The following is a 16,096-nucleotide window of genomic DNA, read 5'->3' as shown; positions in this document are numbered from 1 at the left end:
TGTGCCGTATTGGGGTTGGGGGGAAGGACGGCGCCGGATCAGTCCGGGATCAGGCCCTCGTCTCCGAGCATCTTGCGGACCTCGTCCATCGCCGCGTCCGCGGGGGGAAGGATCAGCTCCGACGGCTCCAGGCTGTCCTCCGGCAGCGCCTTGCCGACCTTGCGCACGTTGTCGAGCAGGCCGTGCAGCGCGGTACGGAAGGTCGCCTCGTCACCGGACTCGATCGCGGCCTCGAGCTCCTCGTCGAGCGTGTTCAGGGACGCCAGGTCGTCGGGAGCGACCTCCAGCTGCCCCTCCCCCATGATGCGGACGATCATTGCCCACCACCGGGCTTCTGCTGCCAGTCGGCCTGCTGGTGCGGCGCCTGCTGCTGGGAGGCGTCGACGTCCTGCTGCGCACCGGAGGAGGGGGTGCCCTGGCCCAGCTCCTTGGGCGCGGGGCCCTGGCCCAGTTCGGCCTTCAGCCGCTCCAGCTCCAGGTCGACGCCCGGCCCGGCGCCCATCCGGTCCAGCTCGGCCTGGATGTCGTCCTTGGGACCGGAGAAGTCCTCCAGCGCGCCCGAGGCCAGCAGCTCGTCGATCGCGCCGGCGCGGGCCTTCATGTTCTCGGTCTTCTCCTCGGCGCGCTGGATCGCCAGGCCCACGTCGCCCATCTCCTCGGAGATGCCGGTGAACGCCTCGTTGATCTTCGTCTGCGCCTCGGCCGCCGTGTAGGTGGCCTTGATGGTCTCCTTGCGGGTACGGAAGGAGTCGACCTTGGCCTGCAACCGCTGCGAGGCGAGCGTCAGCTTCTCCTCCTCGCCCTGCAACTGCTGGTACTGCGCGCGCAGGTCACCGAGCTGCGAGTCCAGGCCGGCGCGGCGGGTCAGCGCCTCCCTGGCCAGGTCCTCGCGGCCCACCTGCAACGCCTTCTTGCCCTGGTCGGTCAGCTTGTTCTGCTGCTGCTCCAGCTGGTTGATCTGGAGCTCGAGACGCTTGCGGGAGGTGGCGACGTCGGCGACACCCCGACGGACCTTCTGCAGCATCTCCAGCTGTCGCTGGTAGGAATAGTCCAGGGTCTCGCGAGGATCCTCCATGCGGTCCAGGGCCTTGTTCGCCTTGGACTTGAAGATCATCGACATTCGCTTCATCACGCTCATCGCGCGGCGCCGGTCCCTTCGTGCTGTGCTCAGTCACAAACTGGGCTCAATGACCACTGCTGGGGTTCTTATCACCCTACGCGTTAACGCGCGAGGCAGCCACGATGTTCGCAGCCGGTAGGCTGATCCCTGTGTTCCGACGTCGTACCCAGGAAGCCCCCCAGGATCCTCCTCAGGTAGCAAAGCCGGGAGGAAAGGGCCGTCCCACGCCCAAGCGGGCGGAGGCCGAAAAGCGCCGCCGCCAGCCCATCACGGCGCCGGCCAACCGCAAGGAGGCGTACAAGCGGGTCCGCGAGCGGCAGGCCGCCGAGCGCGCCAGGGCGCGCGAGGGAATGGCCAGGGGCGAGGAGAAGTACCTTCTCAAGCGCGACAAGGGGCCGGTGCGCCGCCTCGCGCGCGACTACGTCGACGCGCGCCGCACCGTGGGCTCCTACATGATGTACGTGCTGTTCGCGATCATCGTGCTCAGCCTGCTCCCGTTCGCCGCCGCCAAGCTGCTGGTCGTGTTCGCGCCGGGGCTGCTGCTCGGCGTGGTGCTGGTCGAGGGCATGGTCCTCGCCCGCGGCGTCAAGAAGCTGGCCGCCGAGCGCTACCCGGACGAGAGCACCAAGGGCGTCGGCATGTACGCGGCGATGCGGGCCATGCAGATCCGGCGGCTGCGCGTCCCCAGCCCCCAGGTCAAGCCCGGCCAGAAGGACCTGGTCGGCAAGTCCTGACCACGTCCTGACCGCATCCGGACCCACTAGGGTCGGGCTCATGAAGTTCAGGAATCTCGGCCGCAGCGGCCTGAAGGTCAGCGAAATCGCCTACGGCAACTGGCTCACCCACGGGTCCCAGGTAGAGGAGGACGCGGCGCGCGCGTCCGTCCACGCCGCCCTGGACGAGGGCATCACCACCTTCGACACCGCCGACGCCTACGCGGGAACACGCGCCGAGGACGTCCTGGGCCGGGCTCTGGAAGGGCAGCGCCGCGAGGGACTCGAGATCTTCACCAAGGTGTACTGGCCGACCGGTCCCGGACCGAACGACTCGGGCCTGTCGCGCAAGCACATCATGGAGTCCCTGCACGGGTCGCTGCGCCGGCTGCGCACCGACTACGTGGACCTCTACCAGGCGCACCGGTTCGACCACGAGACGCCGCTCGAAGAGACCATGCGGGCGTTCGACGACCTCGTCCGCCAGGGCAAGGTGCTCTACGTCGGCGTGTCGGAGTGGCGTGCCGAGGAGATCGAGCGCGCGCTGAAGATCGCCGACGAGATGGGCTTCGACCGGATCGTGTCCAACCAGCCGCAGTACTCCATGCTGTGGCGGGTCATCGAGGCGGAGGTCGTCCCGCTGTGCGAGCGGGAGGGCATCGGGCAGATCGTGTGGTCCCCGATCGCGCAGGGCGTGCTGACCGGCAAGTACCTGCCGGGACGGCCGCTGCCGGAGGGCTCGCGCGCCACCGACGACAAGGGCGGCGCCGACATGATCAAGCGCTACCTCGACGACGACCTGCTCGCCCGAGTGCAGGAGCTGAAGCCCGTGGCGGCCGACCTCGGCCTCACCATGGCCCAGCTCGCGGTGGCCTGGGTGCTGCAGAACCCGAACGTCTCCTCGGCCATCGTCGGCGCGTCCCGTCCCGAGCAGGTGCGCGACAACGTCAAGGCCGCCGGGGTCAAGCTGGACGCGGACGTCCTCAAGCGGATCGACGAGATCCTCGCCGACTTCGTCGTCCGCGACCCCGACAAGACCCGCAGCCCCCGCACGCGTCCATGACGAGCGCGAGCCGCGCGCCCGGCGCTAATCTCAGGGCGACCTGCGGGCGGCGGGCGGCGACCGGCGGCAGGCGACGGGTTGCAGGGAGGACATGACGCGATGGCATGGAGCTGGCGTTTGGAGAAGGCCGACGGCCGGCCCGCCGGGGTGGCGGAGGAGACCTTCACCACCCAGGCCGACGCCGAGTCGTGGCTGGGAGAGAACTGGCGCGAGCTCCGCGACGAGGGCACCGACCAGGTGACCCTCCTGGACGGCGAGAGGCCGGTCTACGGCCCCATGAGCCTCCATGATCCGGAGTAGGAGGGGACTCCGGCCCGCCCGCGCCAGGTGAGCGGACCCCGGGGCGCCGCCGTGCACGGCGCGTCCCGGGGGCGCCCGCCTTAGCCCCATGCTTCGGTCAGTGTCCGGCAAGCCATATTGTTTCGGACACGATGAACATCGAGCTGTCGGGAACGGCCGGCGGGACCGGCTGGCCCGCCCCCGGGTGTAACTGCGCCTCGTGTTCCCGGTTGCGCGCGTCCGAGGTCCGCTTCGAGCCCACGCGCGTCCTTCTGGACGGCGTGCCCCTGGAGCGGTACGCGCGGAAGGACGTTCCCGGTGGCTACGACGTGGAGGGACCGGACGGGCTGCGCGTCCTCGTGGCCGCGGGCCCCGGGGAGCGTCCGGAGCCATCTGACGGCGCGGTGTACGACGCGGCCCTTCTCGACCTCGTCGGCTCCCCCGACCACCTCGGCCTGCTGCGCCGCACCGGCGCGGTGACCCCGCGCACGGACGTGAGGGCCGTCCACGTGGACCATCGGATCCGGTCACCACGGGAACTGGAGCGCCGGCTCGGCCACTGGCTGCGCCCACCGGACGGCCCGCACCGCACGCTGATCCTCGGCGGATCCCGTTCCGGCAAGTCGGCCGAGGCGGAGATGCGCCTCCTCGCCCATCCCGACGTCACCTACCTCGCCACGAGCGCGCCGCGCGAGGACGACCCGGAGTGGACGGCCCGCGTCGCGGCCCACAGGCGCCGCCGTCCCTCCTGGTGGCGGACGATCGAGACCACGGCGCTCGCCGAGGCCCTGCGCCGGGAGGAGTGGGGGCCGGGGCACGCGGTGCTGGTGGACGGCGTCGGCACCTGGCTGGCCGCCGTGATCGACGAGGCCGGGGCCTGGGACGACCCCGCCTCCGTCCGCCCCCGCCTGGACGACCTGGTCGCCGCCTGGCGCGCCGTACCGGCCCGGGTGGTGGCGGTCAGCGACGAGGTGGGGCTCTCCCTCGTCCCCGCGACCTCCTCGGGACGGGCGTTCGCCGACCTGCTCGGAACGCTGAACCAGCGGCTGGCCGCCGAGTCCGAGGACGTGACGCTCGTGGTGGCCGGACGGATCCTGGAGCTCGCATGATCCTTCGCATCACCGTCTGGGCGCAGGGGCTCGACCTGGCGATCACCCTCCTCACCATCGTCCCGCTCCCCGACCACCTGGAGGACCACCCCGACAGGCCCAACCGGGAGCTGGCCCGCCGGGCGATGACCCTGGCACCGGTCGCCGGGCTGGTCGTCGGGGGCGGCGCCGCGCTGGTCCTCCTGCTCGGGGACCTGATCGGCCTGGCACCGCTCCCCCGCGCCGCGCTGGCCGTGGCGGCGATGGAGGTGCTGACCCGGGCCCTGCACCTGGACGGCCTGGCCGACCTCGCCGACGGGCTGGGCAGCGGCCGTCCCGCCGCGGGCGCCCTGGAGATCATGAAGCGGTCCGACATCGGGCCGTTCGGCGTGGTGACGCTGCTGCTGACGCTGCTGGTCCAGGTCGCCGCCCTCGCCACCGCCCCGGACGCCCTGGTCGCCGTCGTGATCGCGGCGGTGGCCGGACGCCTGACGCTGCCGTGGGCCTGCCGTCCCGGCGTGCCGGCGGCCCGGCCGGACGGGCTGGGCGCCCTCGTCGCGGGCACGGTGCCGATCCGCTCCTCCCTGGTCGTGACCGCGGTCGTCCTCGCCGCCGCGACACTGGCGGGGGCCGCCGCCGGGGGCCTCGCGGGCGCCCTGCACGTCGCCGCCGCCGTGGCGGTGGGTCAGGGCGTGGCCTACCTGGTCCTCCGCCACGCCGTGCGGCGCCTCGGCGGCGTCACCGGCGACGTCTTCGGCGCCCTGGTGGAACTCGCGGTGACCGCCGCGCTGATCGTCCTCGCCACCGCGTAGGCCACCCGTAGGCCACCGCGTGGCGAGCGGCCCCGGCGGCCCGGTCAGGGAAGATCCCGCAGGGTAAGGCTTGATCCAAAAGGGCGAAACCGGTCACCGGGGGGACTACCATCGGGGTACGTGACCACCATCAGCCTTGACAGCGCAGAACCCGCCTCACTCGACGCCGGCGCGATCGTGATCGGCGTCGTCGCCGACGGCCAAGACGGCGACGGCGCGCTCCGTCTCCACGGCGCCGACGGCCTGGACGGGGCACTGAACGGCGGGCTGGCCACCGCGCTGAAGGCGCTGGGCGCCACCGGCAAAGAGGGCGAGATCACCAAGCTGCCCACGATGGGCGCACTGCCGGCCGGTGTGGTCGTCGCGGTCGGGCTCGGGGAGGACCCCGACACCGAGGCGCTGCGCCGCGCCGCGGGAGCGGGCGTGCGCGCGCTCGCGGGCACCGCCAAGGTCGGCCTCGCCCTGCCCGCGTCCTCCGCCGAGGAGGTCGAGGCGGTCGCGCTGGGCGGGCTGCTCGGCGCCTACAGCTTCGGGACGTACCGCACCGGCCGGCGCACGGAGCCGGTCGCCGAGCTCGTCGTGCTCACCGCCGCCGGCGACGCGGGCCGGGCGGCCCTCGAACGGGCCCGCACCCTCGCCGAGTCGGTCACGCTGGTGCGCGACCTGGTCAACACCCCGCCGTCCGACCTCACCCCCGAAGACCTGTCCGGCGTGGCCGAGCGCGTCGCCGCGGACAACGGCCTGGGCATCGAGATCCTGGACGAGAAGGAGCTGGTGGAGGCGGGCTTCGGCGGCATCACGGGGGTCGGGCAGGGCTCGGCCAACCCGCCCCGCCTGGTGCGCCTCGCCTACAGCCACCCGGAGGCGTCCAAGACGCTGGCGCTGGTCGGCAAGGGCATCACCTTCGACTCCGGCGGCCTGTCCCTCAAGCCCGCCGACTCCATGGACTGGATGAAGTCCGACATGGGCGGCGCCGCGGCCGTGCTCGGCGCGCTGGCCGCCATCGCCAGGTTGCGCCCCAAGGTCAACGTGGTCGGTTACCTGGCCCTCGCCGAGAACATGCCCAGCGGCACCGCGCAGCGCCCGTCCGACGTGCTGCGGGTGTACGGCGGCAAGACCGTCGAGGTGCTCAACACCGACGCCGAGGGCCGCCTGGTCATGGCCGACGCGCTGGTCCGCTCCGGCGAGGACGACCCCGACCTCCTCGTTGACGTGGCCACCCTGACCGGCGCCCAGCTCGTGGCGCTCGGCACCCGGACCACCGGAGTGATGGCCAACGACGACGAGGTCCGTGAGAAGGTGGTGGCGGCGGCGGGCCGCGCCGGGGAGCCTTCCTGGGGCATGCCGCTGCCGCCGGAACTGCGCAAGGGGCTCGACTCCGCGGTGGCCGACATCGCCAACGTCAGCGGCGAACGCTGGGGCGGCATGCTGACCGCCGGGGTGTTCCTCAAGGAGTTCGTGCCGGACGGCGTCCGCTGGGCGCACCTGGACATCGCCGGTCCCGCGTTCAACAAGGGCGAGCCGTACGGCTACACCCCGAAGGGCGGAACAGGCGCGGCGACGCGTACGTTGGTGCAGGTCGCCGAGGACCTGGCGGCCGGCGTTCTCTAGAGCTCCGGGGGGTATCGGCCGGCCGTACAAGTGAACAGGTTCCCCGGGACCCGCGTGGCCGGTGCCGTCCGGTGCGGCAGCGTCCGCCGGTGACGGGAACCGCCTGAGAGAGGGAGAGGGAGCGTCCAGTGGTCGACAGCGGCCCCTTCGACATCGTCGTCCTGGGTGGTGGCAGTGGCGGCTACGCCTGCGCGCTGCGCGCGGCCGAGCTCGGCAGCTCGGTCGCGCTGATCGAACGCGCCGAGCTCGGCGGCACCTGCCTCAACCGTGGCTGCATCCCGACCAAGGCGCTGCTGCACGCCGCCGAGGTCGCCGACCAGACGCGCGAGGCCGCCACCTTCGGGATCAGGGCGAGCTTCGACGGCATCGACATCGACGGCGTGAACGCCTACAAGGACAAGGTGGTCTCGACCACCGTCAAGGGCCTGACCGGGCTGATCAAGTCGAAGGGCATCACGGTCGTGGAGGGCGAGGGGCGGCTGACCGGTCCCACGTCCGTCGAGGTCACCCGGAAGGACGGCACGACCACCACCCTCGAGGGGCAGCACATCGTGCTGGCCACCGGGTCCAGGCCCAAGACCCTGCCCGGCCTGGAGATCGACGGTGAGCGGATCATCTCCAGCGACCACGCCCTGCTGCTCAAGCACGTCCCCGCGTCCGTGGTGATCGTGGGCGGCGGCGTCATCGGCGTCGAGTTCGCCAGTATCTGGCGCTCGTTCGGCGCCGAGGTCACCATCGTGGAGGCGCTGCCGCACCTGCTGCCGATGGAGGAGGAGTCCAGCTCCAAGCGGCTGGAGCGGGCGTTCCGGCGGCGCGGCATCACGTTCGAGCTCGGGGCGAAGTTCAAGGAGGTCAAGACGACCCAGGGCGGCATCGCCCTCACCTTGGAGAACGGCACCACGCTGGACGCCGAGACCCTGCTGGTGGCGGTCGGCCGCGCCCCGGTGTCGGAGGGCATCGGGCTCGAGACGGCGGGCGTCGCGACCGAGAACGGCTTCGTCAAGGTGGACGAGCACTGCCGCACCAACGTCCCCACGATCTCCGCCGTGGGCGACCTGATCCCCACCCTGCAACTGGCGCACGCCGGGTTCGCCGAGGGCATCCTGGTGGCCGAGCGGCTGGGCGGGCTGAACCCGGCGCCGATCGACTACGACGGGGTGCCGCGGATCACCTACTCCAACCCCGAGGTCGCCTCGGTGGGCATCACCACGGCGACGGCCCGCGAGCGCGGCCACGAGGTCAGGGAGGTCGTCTACGACCTGGCCGGCAACCCCAAGAGCAAGATCCTGGGGACGCAGGGCGAGGTCAAGGTGATCACGGCGGTGGAGGGCCCGGTGCTGGGCGTCCACCTGGTCGGCGCCCGGGTCGGCGAGCTGATCGCGGAGGGCCAGCTCATCTACAACTGGGAGGCGCTGCCCGCGGAGGTCGCGCAGCTGATCCATCCGCATCCGACCCAGTCCGAGGCGATCGGCGAGGCGCACCTCGCCCTCGCCGGCAAACCATTGCACGTGCACGGCTGAACGCCCGCACCAGAACGAGATCTCGAAGGATCGAAGGAGTCGCTGAGAGCCATGCCGGTCTCCGTCACCATGCCCCAGCTCGGCGAGAGCGTCACCGAGGGCACCGTCACCCGCTGGCTGAAGAAGGAGGGTGAGCACGTCGAGACCGACGAGCCGCTTCTCGAAGTGTCCACCGACAAGGTGGACACCGAGATCCCCTCACCCGCGTCCGGCACCCTGACCAGCATCAAGGTCGCCGAGGACGAGACCGTCGAGGTCGGCGCCGAACTGGCGATCATCGGCGAGGCCGGGGAGGCCGCGGCCCCGGCCGCTCCGCCGGAGCAGGAGCAGGCCCCGGCGCCCGCCGCCCAGGAGCAGGTCCAGGAGCAGGTCCAGGAGCAGGCGCCGCAGGCCCAGGAGCAGGCGCCGCCGGCGCGGCCCGAGGCGCCGCAGCCGCCGCCCGCTCCGGCCGCTCCGCCGGAGCCGGCCCCGGCCGCCCAGCAGGGCCCGCCGCCGTCGGCCTGGCCGCCCGCCGCGCCCGCGGCCCCGCCCGCGCCACCGGCTCCGGCCCCGGCCGCCGCCCAGCCCGCCGCGCCCGCGCCCGAGCCCGCCCCGTCCGGTGAGGGCCCGTACGTGACGCCGCTGGTACGCAAGCTGGCCGCCGAGCACGACGTCGACCTGGGCAGCATCAAGGGCACCGGCGTCGGCGGCCGCATCCGCAAGCAGGACGTGCTGGAGGCCGCCCGCGCCAAGCAGGCCGCCGCCCAGGCCCCCGCGGCCCCCGCGGCGCCCGCGGCCCCGGCCGCGCAGCCCGCCGCGCCGGCGCCCGCCGCCGCGGCCCGTCCCGCCCCGGCCACCGCGCCCGCCGAGCAGATCGCGCTGCGCGGCAAGACCGAGAAGATGAGCCGGATCCGGCAGACCATCTCCCGCAGGATGGTGGAGTCGCTGCAGGTCTCCGCCCAGCTCACCACCGTGGTCGAGGTCGACCTCACCAAGGTGGCGCGGCTGCGCGAGCGCGCCAAGGCCGACTTCCAGGCCCGCCAGGGCGTCAAGCTGTCGTTCCTGCCGTTCCTGGCGCTGGCCACGGTCGAGGCCCTCAAGGTGCACCCCAAGCTCAACGCCGTCATCAACGGTGAGACCAACGAGGTCACCTACTACGACGTGGAGAACCTCGGCATCGCCGTGGACGTCCCCGAGCGGGGCCTGATGGTCCCGGTCGTGCACAACGCCGGGCAGCTCAACCTGGGCGGCCTCGCGCAGCGGATCGCCGACCTGGCCGAGCGCACCCGTACCAACAAGGTCAGCCCGGACGAGCTGGCCGGCGGCACGTTCACGCTGACCAACACCGGCAGCCGGGGCGCGCTGTTCGACACCCCGATCCTCAACCAGCCGCAGGTCGGCATGCTCGGCACCGGCGCCGTCGTCAAGCGTCCCGCCGTGATCGACGACCCCGAGCTGGGCGAGGTCATCGCGGTGCGGTCGATGATCTACCTGGCGCTGACCTACGACCACCGCCTGGTGGACGGCGCCGACGCGGCCCGCTTCCTGGGCACGATCAAGCACCGTCTGGAGGAGGGCAACTTCGAGGCCGAGCTCGGTCTCTGACCCTCAGGGCTCCGCCGGGACCCCGCCGCTCCCCCGCCGGGAGCGGCGGGGTCCCCGCGTTTCACCGCCACCGCCGGACGCCGGCGATCTAGGGTGTCGGGCATGAGGGTCGTCGTTTCCGGTTCGCGCGGGCTGATCGGGTCCGCACTGGTCCGGGCGCTGCGGGAGGCCGGCGACGAGGTCGTGCGGCTCGTCCGCCGGGAGCCGTCCGGCCCCGGCGAGGCCCGCTGGGACCCGATGGGCGGCATGGTCGACACCGGTGCTCTCCAGGACGCGCACGCGGTCGTCCACCTCGCCGCCGCCGGGGTCGGCGACCGGCCGTGGACACATGCCCGCAAACGGCTGATCCGCGAGAGCCGCATCCGGGGCACGCGGACACTGGCCGGGGCCATCGCCGACACCGCGAAGGCGGGCGGCGGTCCACGGGTGTTCGTGTCGGGCTCCGCGATCGGATACTACGGCGACACCGGTGGCCGGGAGGTCGACGAGTCGTCGGGCATGGGCGAGGGGTTCCTCGCCGAGCTCGTCCGCGACTGGGAGGCCGCCACGGGCGCCGCCGCCGACGCGGGCGTGCGCGTGGCCCACTCCCGTACGTCCCTCGTGCTGGCGCGCTCGGGGGGCCTGCTCGGCAAGCAACTGCCCCTGTTCAGGCTGGGCCTCGGCGGCCGGCTCGGCAGCGGGCGGCAGTGGATGAGCTGGATCACCCTGGACGACACCGTCGCCGCCCTCAGGCACCTCATCGCGCGGGACGACCTGGCGGGGCCGGTGAACCTGACGGCGCCGCACCCCGTGACCAACGCCGAGTACACCAAGGCCGTCGGCCGCGTCCTGCACCGTCCCACGGTGCTCCCCGTCCCCGCGTTCGCGCTGCGGGCGGCGCTGCTCGGCTTCGCGGACGAGGGGCCGCTGATCAGCCAGAAGGTCCGGCCGGGACGGCTGGAGGAGTCGGGGTTCGCCTTCGCCCACCCGCGCCTGGACGGCGCGTTGCGGGCCGTCCTGGAACGGGACTGACCGGCGTCCCGCGGGTCAGTCCCAAGATTGAACAAAGTGCCGCACGTCCCGGAACGCCGACCCTAGCGTGAAGGTCATGAGGTTGGTCGGGGCCGGCACGCGATGCCTCACCGCGCCCCGGAGGCGAGTGGAAGGCACATCATGAGCACGGACGGACAGCCGCACATCCTCGCGATCGGGGGCGGCAGCTTCATTCCCGACGACCGGTGCGGGATATCGCCGAGCCCCCTGCTGCGCTACGCCGTCGACCTGACCGGCCAGGACCGCCCCCGGATCTGCTTCCTGGCGACGGCGAGCGGCGACGGCGACGGCGTGATCGGCCGCGCGTACGCGGCGTTCAGCAGGATGGAGGCCGAGGTCAGCCATATCGCGCTGTTCCCCATGCCCAACATCCCCGACATGCGGTCGCATCTGCTCGCGCAGGACCTGGTGTACGTGGTCGGCGGCAGCGTGGCGAACCTGCTGGCGCTGTGGCGGCTGCACGGGCTGGACGAGATGCTGCGGGAGGCGTGGCACGAGGGCGTGGTGCTGTCCGGGGAGAGCGCGGGCGCGCTGTGCTGGCACGTGGGCGGCAACACCGACTCCTACGGCCCCCAGTTGCGTCCGCTGACGGACGGGCTGGGGTTCCTGCCGTACTCCTGCGGCGTCCACTACGACAGCGACAAGCAGCGGCGGCCGCTGCTCCAGCAGCTCGTCAGCGAGGGGACGCTGCCGGACGGGTACGCGGCCGACGAGGCGGTGGCCCTGCACTACGTGGGAACGGAGTTCGTCCAGGCGGTGTCGTACGAGAAGGGCGCCGGGGCGTACCGCATCGAACCCGACGGCCCGGGCACCGCCAAGGAGACGCGCCTGGACGTCCGCCTCCTCGCCTCCCTGTGATCCCGGCTGTGATCCTCCCCTCCGGAGGGGGCGCAGGCCGCGGCGAGGCATAAGCTGAACTGCGTGAGCGACGTAAAGGTACGCGAGACGGACGCCCTCCCGGAGACCGCCCGACCGGCGGCGCGGACGGGCGAGCTGGTGTTCGTGCATGTCGGGTTCGGCACGGCCGCGGTCCCCTACGAGGAGGGCTGGGCGCTGCAGCGGCGCACCCACGAGCGGCGCGTCAACGACGAGATCCCCGACACGGTGCTGCTCCAGGAGCACGAACCGGTCTACACCGCGGGCAAGCGGACCGCCGCCGCCGACCGCCCGCTCGGCGACCCCGGCGCCCCCGTGATCGACGTGGACCGCGGCGGCAAGATCACCTGGCATGGCCCCGGCCAGCTCACCGGCTACCCGATCCTGCGGTTGCCCGACCCGGTGGACGTGGTCGCCTATGTGCGGCTGCTGGAGGAGATGATGCGGGACGTGTGCGCCGACCTGGGGCTGCCCACGATCACCGTCGAAGGGCGCAGCGGGCTGTGGGTGGCGGGCACCCCCGACCGCAAGATCGGCTCCATCGGGGTCCGGGTCTCGCGCGGGATCACCATGCACGGCTTCATGCTCAACTGCGACTGCGACATGGACTGGTTCGACCGGATCATCCCGTGCGGCATCCGCGACGTGGGCTCCACCTCGCTCAGCCGGGAACTGGGCCGCCGCGTCACCGTCGCCGAGGTCACCCCGCTCGTCGAGCGGCACCTCGCCCGCGCCCTGGGCGCCACGGCGTCCTACCACCGCACCACGGCACAGCTCGAAGCGGCCTGACGGGCGCGGCCGCAAGCCCGGCGACGGCTAGGCGCGGTCCGTCATGACCTTGTAGATGGCCTGGCCCTCGTCGGACGCGGCCTGGAAGAAGCGCCCGAGCCCGTCGTAGGCGGGCCGGAGCGACTGCGGCTCCGGCTTGAGCGCGTCCGCGTCCTGCACCCCGGCGGCGGCCATCGCGGCACGGTCGTACCGGTCCGCGAGGTCCCCGTACGGGGTGGACGCCAGATGGTCGGCGGCGGGCTTCACCCGGTCGGGCGCCAGGTAGATCACGTCCATGCCCAGCTCGGCCGCGCCGTCCTCGGTCAGCAGCCGGCCGCCGCAGACCACGTCGGACTCCGGCGGGCGCCCGTCCCACGGATCCCCCGTGATCAGATAGTGCAGCGCCTGCCAGGTCCCGCCCAGGTCCAGGACGCTGGCCGCGGGGTTCTTGCGGCGCCAGTCGGCCGCCCCGAAGAGCAGCCTGGCGATCGCGGCCGGGTCCCGCTCGCCCTCCAGCACGGGCGGCACCCTGAGGTACGACATGGCCATGCCCACGGTGGATCCCTCCGACTGAACGGCCCCCGGAACGGAGCGCTAGCGCGACGACAGGGAGTCACCTTAGGAGATCAACGGGCACCTCCGGGGACGAACCGGATATCAGCCTTGTACCGAACGTGTGATCTTCATTGCGGGCGCGGGGGCACCGGCCGCACCGACGTAGGCTGAAGAGGTGACGACGGTGACACCCGAGGGGCGCAGGCTCCTTCGCATAGAGGCACGCAACAGCCGGACGCCGATCGAGCGCAAGCCGGACTGGATCAAGACCAGGCTGAAGATGGGCCCGCAGTACAAGGAGCTCACCCAACTGGTGAAGGCCGAGGGCCTGCACACGGTCTGCCAGGAGGCCGGCTGCCCCAACATCTTCGAGTGCTGGGAGGACCGCGAGGCCACGTTCCTCATCGGCGGCGACCAGTGCACCCGGCGCTGCGACTTCTGCCAGATCGACACCGGCAGGCCCGCCGCCCTCGACCGCGACGAGCCGCGCCGCGTGGCCGAATCCGTGGCGACGATGGGCCTGAAGTACGCCACCGTCACCGGCGTCGCCCGCGACGACCTCGACGACGGCGGCGCCTGGCTGTACGCCGAGACCGTCCGCCAGATCCACGCGCACGTCCCCGGCTGCGGCGTGGAACTGCTGATCCCTGACTTCAACGCCGACCCCGCCCAGCTCGCCGAGGTGTTCGGCTCCCGCCCCGAGGTGCTGGCGCACAACGTCGAGACCGTCCCCCGGATCTTCAAGCGGATCCGCCCGGCCTTCCGCTACGAGCGCTCCCTCGAAGTGATCACCAGGGCGCGTGAGGACGGCCTGGTGACCAAGTCCAACCTCATCCTCGGCCTCGGCGAGACCCGCGAGGAGGTCTCCGAGGCGCTCCGCGACCTGCACGAGGCCGGCTGCGAACTGATCACCATCACCCAGTACCTGCGCCCGTCCCCCAGGCACCACCCCGTCGAGCGCTGGGTCAAGCCGGAGGAGTTCGTGGAGCTGAAGGCCGAGGCCGAGGAGATCGGCTTCGCGGGCGTCATGTCGGGCCCCCTCGTCCGCTCCAGCTACCGCGCCGGCCGCCTCTACCAGCAGGCCGTCGAGGCCCGCGCGTAGCCCCCGGAGTGATCGCCCGACGGCGTCCCGGCCGTGGAAGCCACTACCATGAACGGTATGGCTAAGAAGTCCACGGACGGCGCGCAGCAACAGCCGGGCCGCCTCAAGCAGATCCGCATGGTCGCGAAGATGCTGAGCCAGGCGGACCCCAAGGCGCTGCCGATCGTGTTCGGCGCGTCGATCGGCACCCTGGTCGTGGTGATCCTGATCGGCTGGCTCATCGACCAGCTGTTCTTCTCGATCCCCCTGGGCATCCTCGCCGCGGCCGCCGTGGGCATGATCATTTTCGGGCAGCTGGCGCAGCGGGCCCAGTACAAACTGATCGCCGGGCAGCGGGGCGCCGCCGCGGCCATCCTCAAGAACATGCGAGGCGGCTGGACCGTCACCGAAGCGGTCGCCGGCAACCGCAACCTCGACATGGTGCACCGCGCCGTCGGACGCCCCGGCGTGGTCCTCGTGTCAGAAGGCCCCCGCAACCGGGTGGGCCCGCTCCTCGGCGCGGAGAAGAAGCGCATCTCCCGCGCCGCCCAGCAGGTCCCCATCTACGACGTACAGGTCGGCGAGGACGAAGGCCAGATCCCCGTCGGCAAACTGCAACGGCACCTCATGAAACTGCCGCGCAACCTCACCAAGGGCCAGGTCGCCGAACTCAACGACCGCCTCCAGGCCCTCCCACGCTCCATGCAGATGCCCAAAGGCCCCATCCCCAAGGGCGTCCGCATGCCCAAAGGCCCGCGGTAGTGCTTATTTGCGAGCACGAGCTGCGCTCGTCGCTGGCGCTCCTCTGTGTTTGTTGGCGGTGCCTGCGGCGTCGGGCGCTGGGCGCCCTCCTTCTCCGGCACCGCGCGCGATCGCTGCATCGCTCCGACTCGCCCAGGGGCTCGCTCCGCGATCAGATTCTCGCTCCGCTCGAATCTGCCTCCGGACGCGATCGCAACGCTTGGGCGACCGTTCGGGGCTGGGGTTAGGAGCTGGGGTGGGTGCGGAGTGCTTTATTGCATCCGCGAGCGGCGTTGTGTTTATTGCAGGCGCGAGCTGCATCGCTTCGGCTCGCCCCTGGTTTCGGGCGTGATCGCAAGGCTTGCTAGATGTTCACGACGACGGTGTTGCTGGCGCGGTCGTGGAGGCCGCGGTAGTCGCGGTCCCAGATCAGGGCGGGGACCACGAACAGGATCAGGATCGTGCGGGGGAACGCCCATAGGGGGCCCACAGGGCGGCGGTCGAGGCGGACCACGTGGATGCCGCACAGGCGCTTGCCGATCGTGGTGCCGAGCAGGCCCACCAGGATCCACACCTGGACGCCGAAGATGACGAGCGTCCACAGGCTGCGCTGCGGTGGCGTCCAGTCGAACACGCGGGCCAGGAGGCCGGCGACCAGCAGGGACAGGGCCCAGTCGATGAAGAGGGCGAGGAGCCTGCGGCCGTACGGGGCGACCGCGCCGGAGCCGCGTTCCGGCAGGCCGAGCCGTTCACCGGGGTGGCCGAGGTCGGCCCCGGCCGTGCGCGCGCCGCCCAGCCACGTCTGCGTCCACCGCGGCGCCGGGGCGGGACGCTCCTTGCCCGTGCTCATGCCTCTACGCTATCCCGTCCCCCGCGAGGCCCGGACCAGTGCGTCGCCGCGCGGCGGGAAGCCGTGGCCGATACGCTCGCCATAGTGGCGTAACGCACAGAGTGACGCGTAACACAGCCGAAACATATGAGACACGGCCGGGAAACGGCTCGTTCCTAGGCTCGCTCACAGCCATAAAAGCGCCCAAGGAGGCTGGATGTTCAGCAGCGCCGACGAGGTCCTGAGCTATATCAGGAACGAAGGTGTGCGATTCGTCGATTGCCGGTTCGTGGACCTGTTCACGTCCACTGGAGTGGTGTATGGGGTCTGTGTGATCTATGACCGGTTCGTGTCGTGATGGGCGAGTCCCCGTGACGTGAGACGGCCACCTCGTGATCCTTCGAGTCGACCAAGACCAGTGAAG

The 16,096-nt window shown here is 72.0% G+C and carries 17 protein-coding genes; 13 read left to right on the top strand and 4 right to left on the bottom strand.

Translation table 11 applies throughout. The features are described from left to right. Positions 1-38: 38 nt before the first annotated feature. The gene (pspAA, locus tag QSK21_RS04530) at positions 39-317 is read right to left on the bottom strand and encodes a PspA-associated protein PspAA (RefSeq protein ID WP_285693919.1); all 279 of its coding nucleotides are present in this window, start codon (positions 315-317) and stop codon (positions 39-41) included. Then, positions 314-1,138 carry a PspA/IM30 family protein gene (locus QSK21_RS04525; protein WP_285693918.1) on the bottom strand — a complete coding sequence of 275 codons (825 nt, stop codon included), beginning with the start codon at positions 1,136-1,138 and terminating at the stop codon, positions 314-316. The genes pspAA and QSK21_RS04525 overlap by 4 nt, the downstream gene beginning before the upstream one ends. Positions 1,139-1,269: 131 nt before the next feature. Here QSK21_RS04525 and QSK21_RS04520 point away from each other — a divergent pair, with 131 nt between their 5' ends. The 11 genes from QSK21_RS04520 to lipB all read left to right on the top strand — a co-directional run bounded on the left by QSK21_RS04520 (position 1,270) and on the right by lipB (position 12,487). Beyond that, the gene (locus QSK21_RS04520) at positions 1,270-1,854 is read left to right on the top strand and encodes a DUF3043 domain-containing protein (protein ID WP_285693917.1); all 585 of its coding nucleotides are present in this window, start codon (positions 1,270-1,272) and stop codon (positions 1,852-1,854) included. 40 nt (positions 1,855-1,894) lie between these two features. Beyond that, positions 1,895-2,896: an aldo/keto reductase family protein gene (locus tag QSK21_RS04515; protein WP_285693916.1), complete on the top strand. Its 1,002-nt coding sequence runs from the start codon at positions 1,895-1,897 to the stop codon at positions 2,894-2,896. Between the two features lie 99 nt (positions 2,897-2,995). Further along, on the top strand, positions 2,996-3,196 hold the full coding sequence (locus tag QSK21_RS04510) for a hypothetical protein (RefSeq protein WP_285693915.1): 201 nt from the start codon (positions 2,996-2,998) through the stop codon (positions 3,194-3,196). 131 nt (positions 3,197-3,327) lie between these two features. After that, positions 3,328-4,284, top strand: coding sequence for a bifunctional adenosylcobinamide kinase/adenosylcobinamide-phosphate guanylyltransferase (locus QSK21_RS04505; RefSeq protein ID WP_285693914.1), 957 nt, complete (start codon positions 3,328-3,330; stop codon positions 4,282-4,284). After that, positions 4,281-5,075, top strand: a complete 795-nt coding sequence (locus QSK21_RS04500; protein WP_285693913.1) for an adenosylcobinamide-GDP ribazoletransferase — start codon at positions 4,281-4,283, stop codon at positions 5,073-5,075. The genes QSK21_RS04505 and QSK21_RS04500 overlap by 4 nt, the downstream gene beginning before the upstream one ends. Positions 5,076-5,195: 120 nt before the next feature. Continuing rightward, positions 5,196-6,686: a leucyl aminopeptidase gene (locus QSK21_RS04495; RefSeq protein ID WP_285693912.1), complete on the top strand. Its 1,491-nt coding sequence runs from the start codon at positions 5,196-5,198 to the stop codon at positions 6,684-6,686. A gap of 128 nt (positions 6,687-6,814) precedes the next feature. After that, complete coding sequence (lpdA, locus tag QSK21_RS04490; RefSeq protein ID WP_285693911.1) at positions 6,815-8,206, top strand: dihydrolipoyl dehydrogenase; 1,392 nt, start codon at positions 6,815-6,817, stop codon at positions 8,204-8,206. A 51-nt stretch (positions 8,207-8,257) separates the two neighbouring features. Continuing rightward, positions 8,258-9,790, top strand: coding sequence for a 2-oxoglutarate dehydrogenase, E2 component, dihydrolipoamide succinyltransferase (sucB, locus tag QSK21_RS04485; RefSeq protein ID WP_285693910.1), 1,533 nt, complete (start codon positions 8,258-8,260; stop codon positions 9,788-9,790). Between the two features lie 102 nt (positions 9,791-9,892). Then, entirely contained in the window at positions 9,893-10,801 is a 909-nt protein-coding gene (locus tag QSK21_RS04480; protein ID WP_285693909.1) for a TIGR01777 family oxidoreductase, read from the top strand. 141 nt (positions 10,802-10,942) lie between these two features. Further along, complete coding sequence (locus QSK21_RS04475) at positions 10,943-11,680, top strand: Type 1 glutamine amidotransferase-like domain-containing protein (RefSeq protein ID WP_285693908.1); 738 nt, start codon at positions 10,943-10,945, stop codon at positions 11,678-11,680. Between the two features lie 135 nt (positions 11,681-11,815). Then, the gene (lipB, locus tag QSK21_RS04470) at positions 11,816-12,487 is read left to right on the top strand and encodes a lipoyl(octanoyl) transferase LipB (protein WP_285694276.1); all 672 of its coding nucleotides are present in this window, start codon (positions 11,816-11,818) and stop codon (positions 12,485-12,487) included. A gap of 27 nt (positions 12,488-12,514) precedes the next feature. Here the strand turns inward: lipB and QSK21_RS04465 are convergent, their stop codons facing one another. After that, positions 12,515-13,015: a YfbM family protein gene (locus tag QSK21_RS04465; protein ID WP_285693907.1), complete on the bottom strand. Its 501-nt coding sequence runs from the start codon at positions 13,013-13,015 to the stop codon at positions 12,515-12,517. Between the two features lie 181 nt (positions 13,016-13,196). Here QSK21_RS04465 and lipA point away from each other — a divergent pair, with 181 nt between their 5' ends. Together lipA and QSK21_RS04455 are read left to right on the top strand one after the other, a co-directional pair. Beyond that, positions 13,197-14,123 carry a lipoyl synthase gene (lipA, locus tag QSK21_RS04460; RefSeq protein WP_285693906.1) on the top strand — a complete coding sequence of 309 codons (927 nt, stop codon included), beginning with the start codon at positions 13,197-13,199 and terminating at the stop codon, positions 14,121-14,123. A 57-nt stretch (positions 14,124-14,180) separates the two neighbouring features. Beyond that, positions 14,181-14,864 (top strand): DUF4191 domain-containing protein, encoded by a 684-nt coding sequence (locus QSK21_RS04455; RefSeq protein ID WP_285693905.1) that lies wholly within the window; start codon positions 14,181-14,183, stop codon positions 14,862-14,864. A 343-nt stretch (positions 14,865-15,207) separates the two neighbouring features. On the opposite strand, the gene QSK21_RS04450 is transcribed toward QSK21_RS04455, so the two are convergent. After that, entirely contained in the window at positions 15,208-15,693 is a 486-nt protein-coding gene (locus QSK21_RS04450) for an RDD family protein (protein WP_285693904.1), read from the bottom strand. Positions 15,694-16,096: the final 403 nt, after the last annotated feature.

This window comes from Actinomadura sp. NBRC 104412 (genome assembly GCF_030269515.1).
Taxonomy (GTDB): Bacteria; Actinomycetota; Actinomycetes; order Streptosporangiales; family Streptosporangiaceae; genus Spirillospora.
Note: the sequence above shows the minus strand (reverse complement) of the source record. Positions and strands in the feature narration are given on the sequence as shown.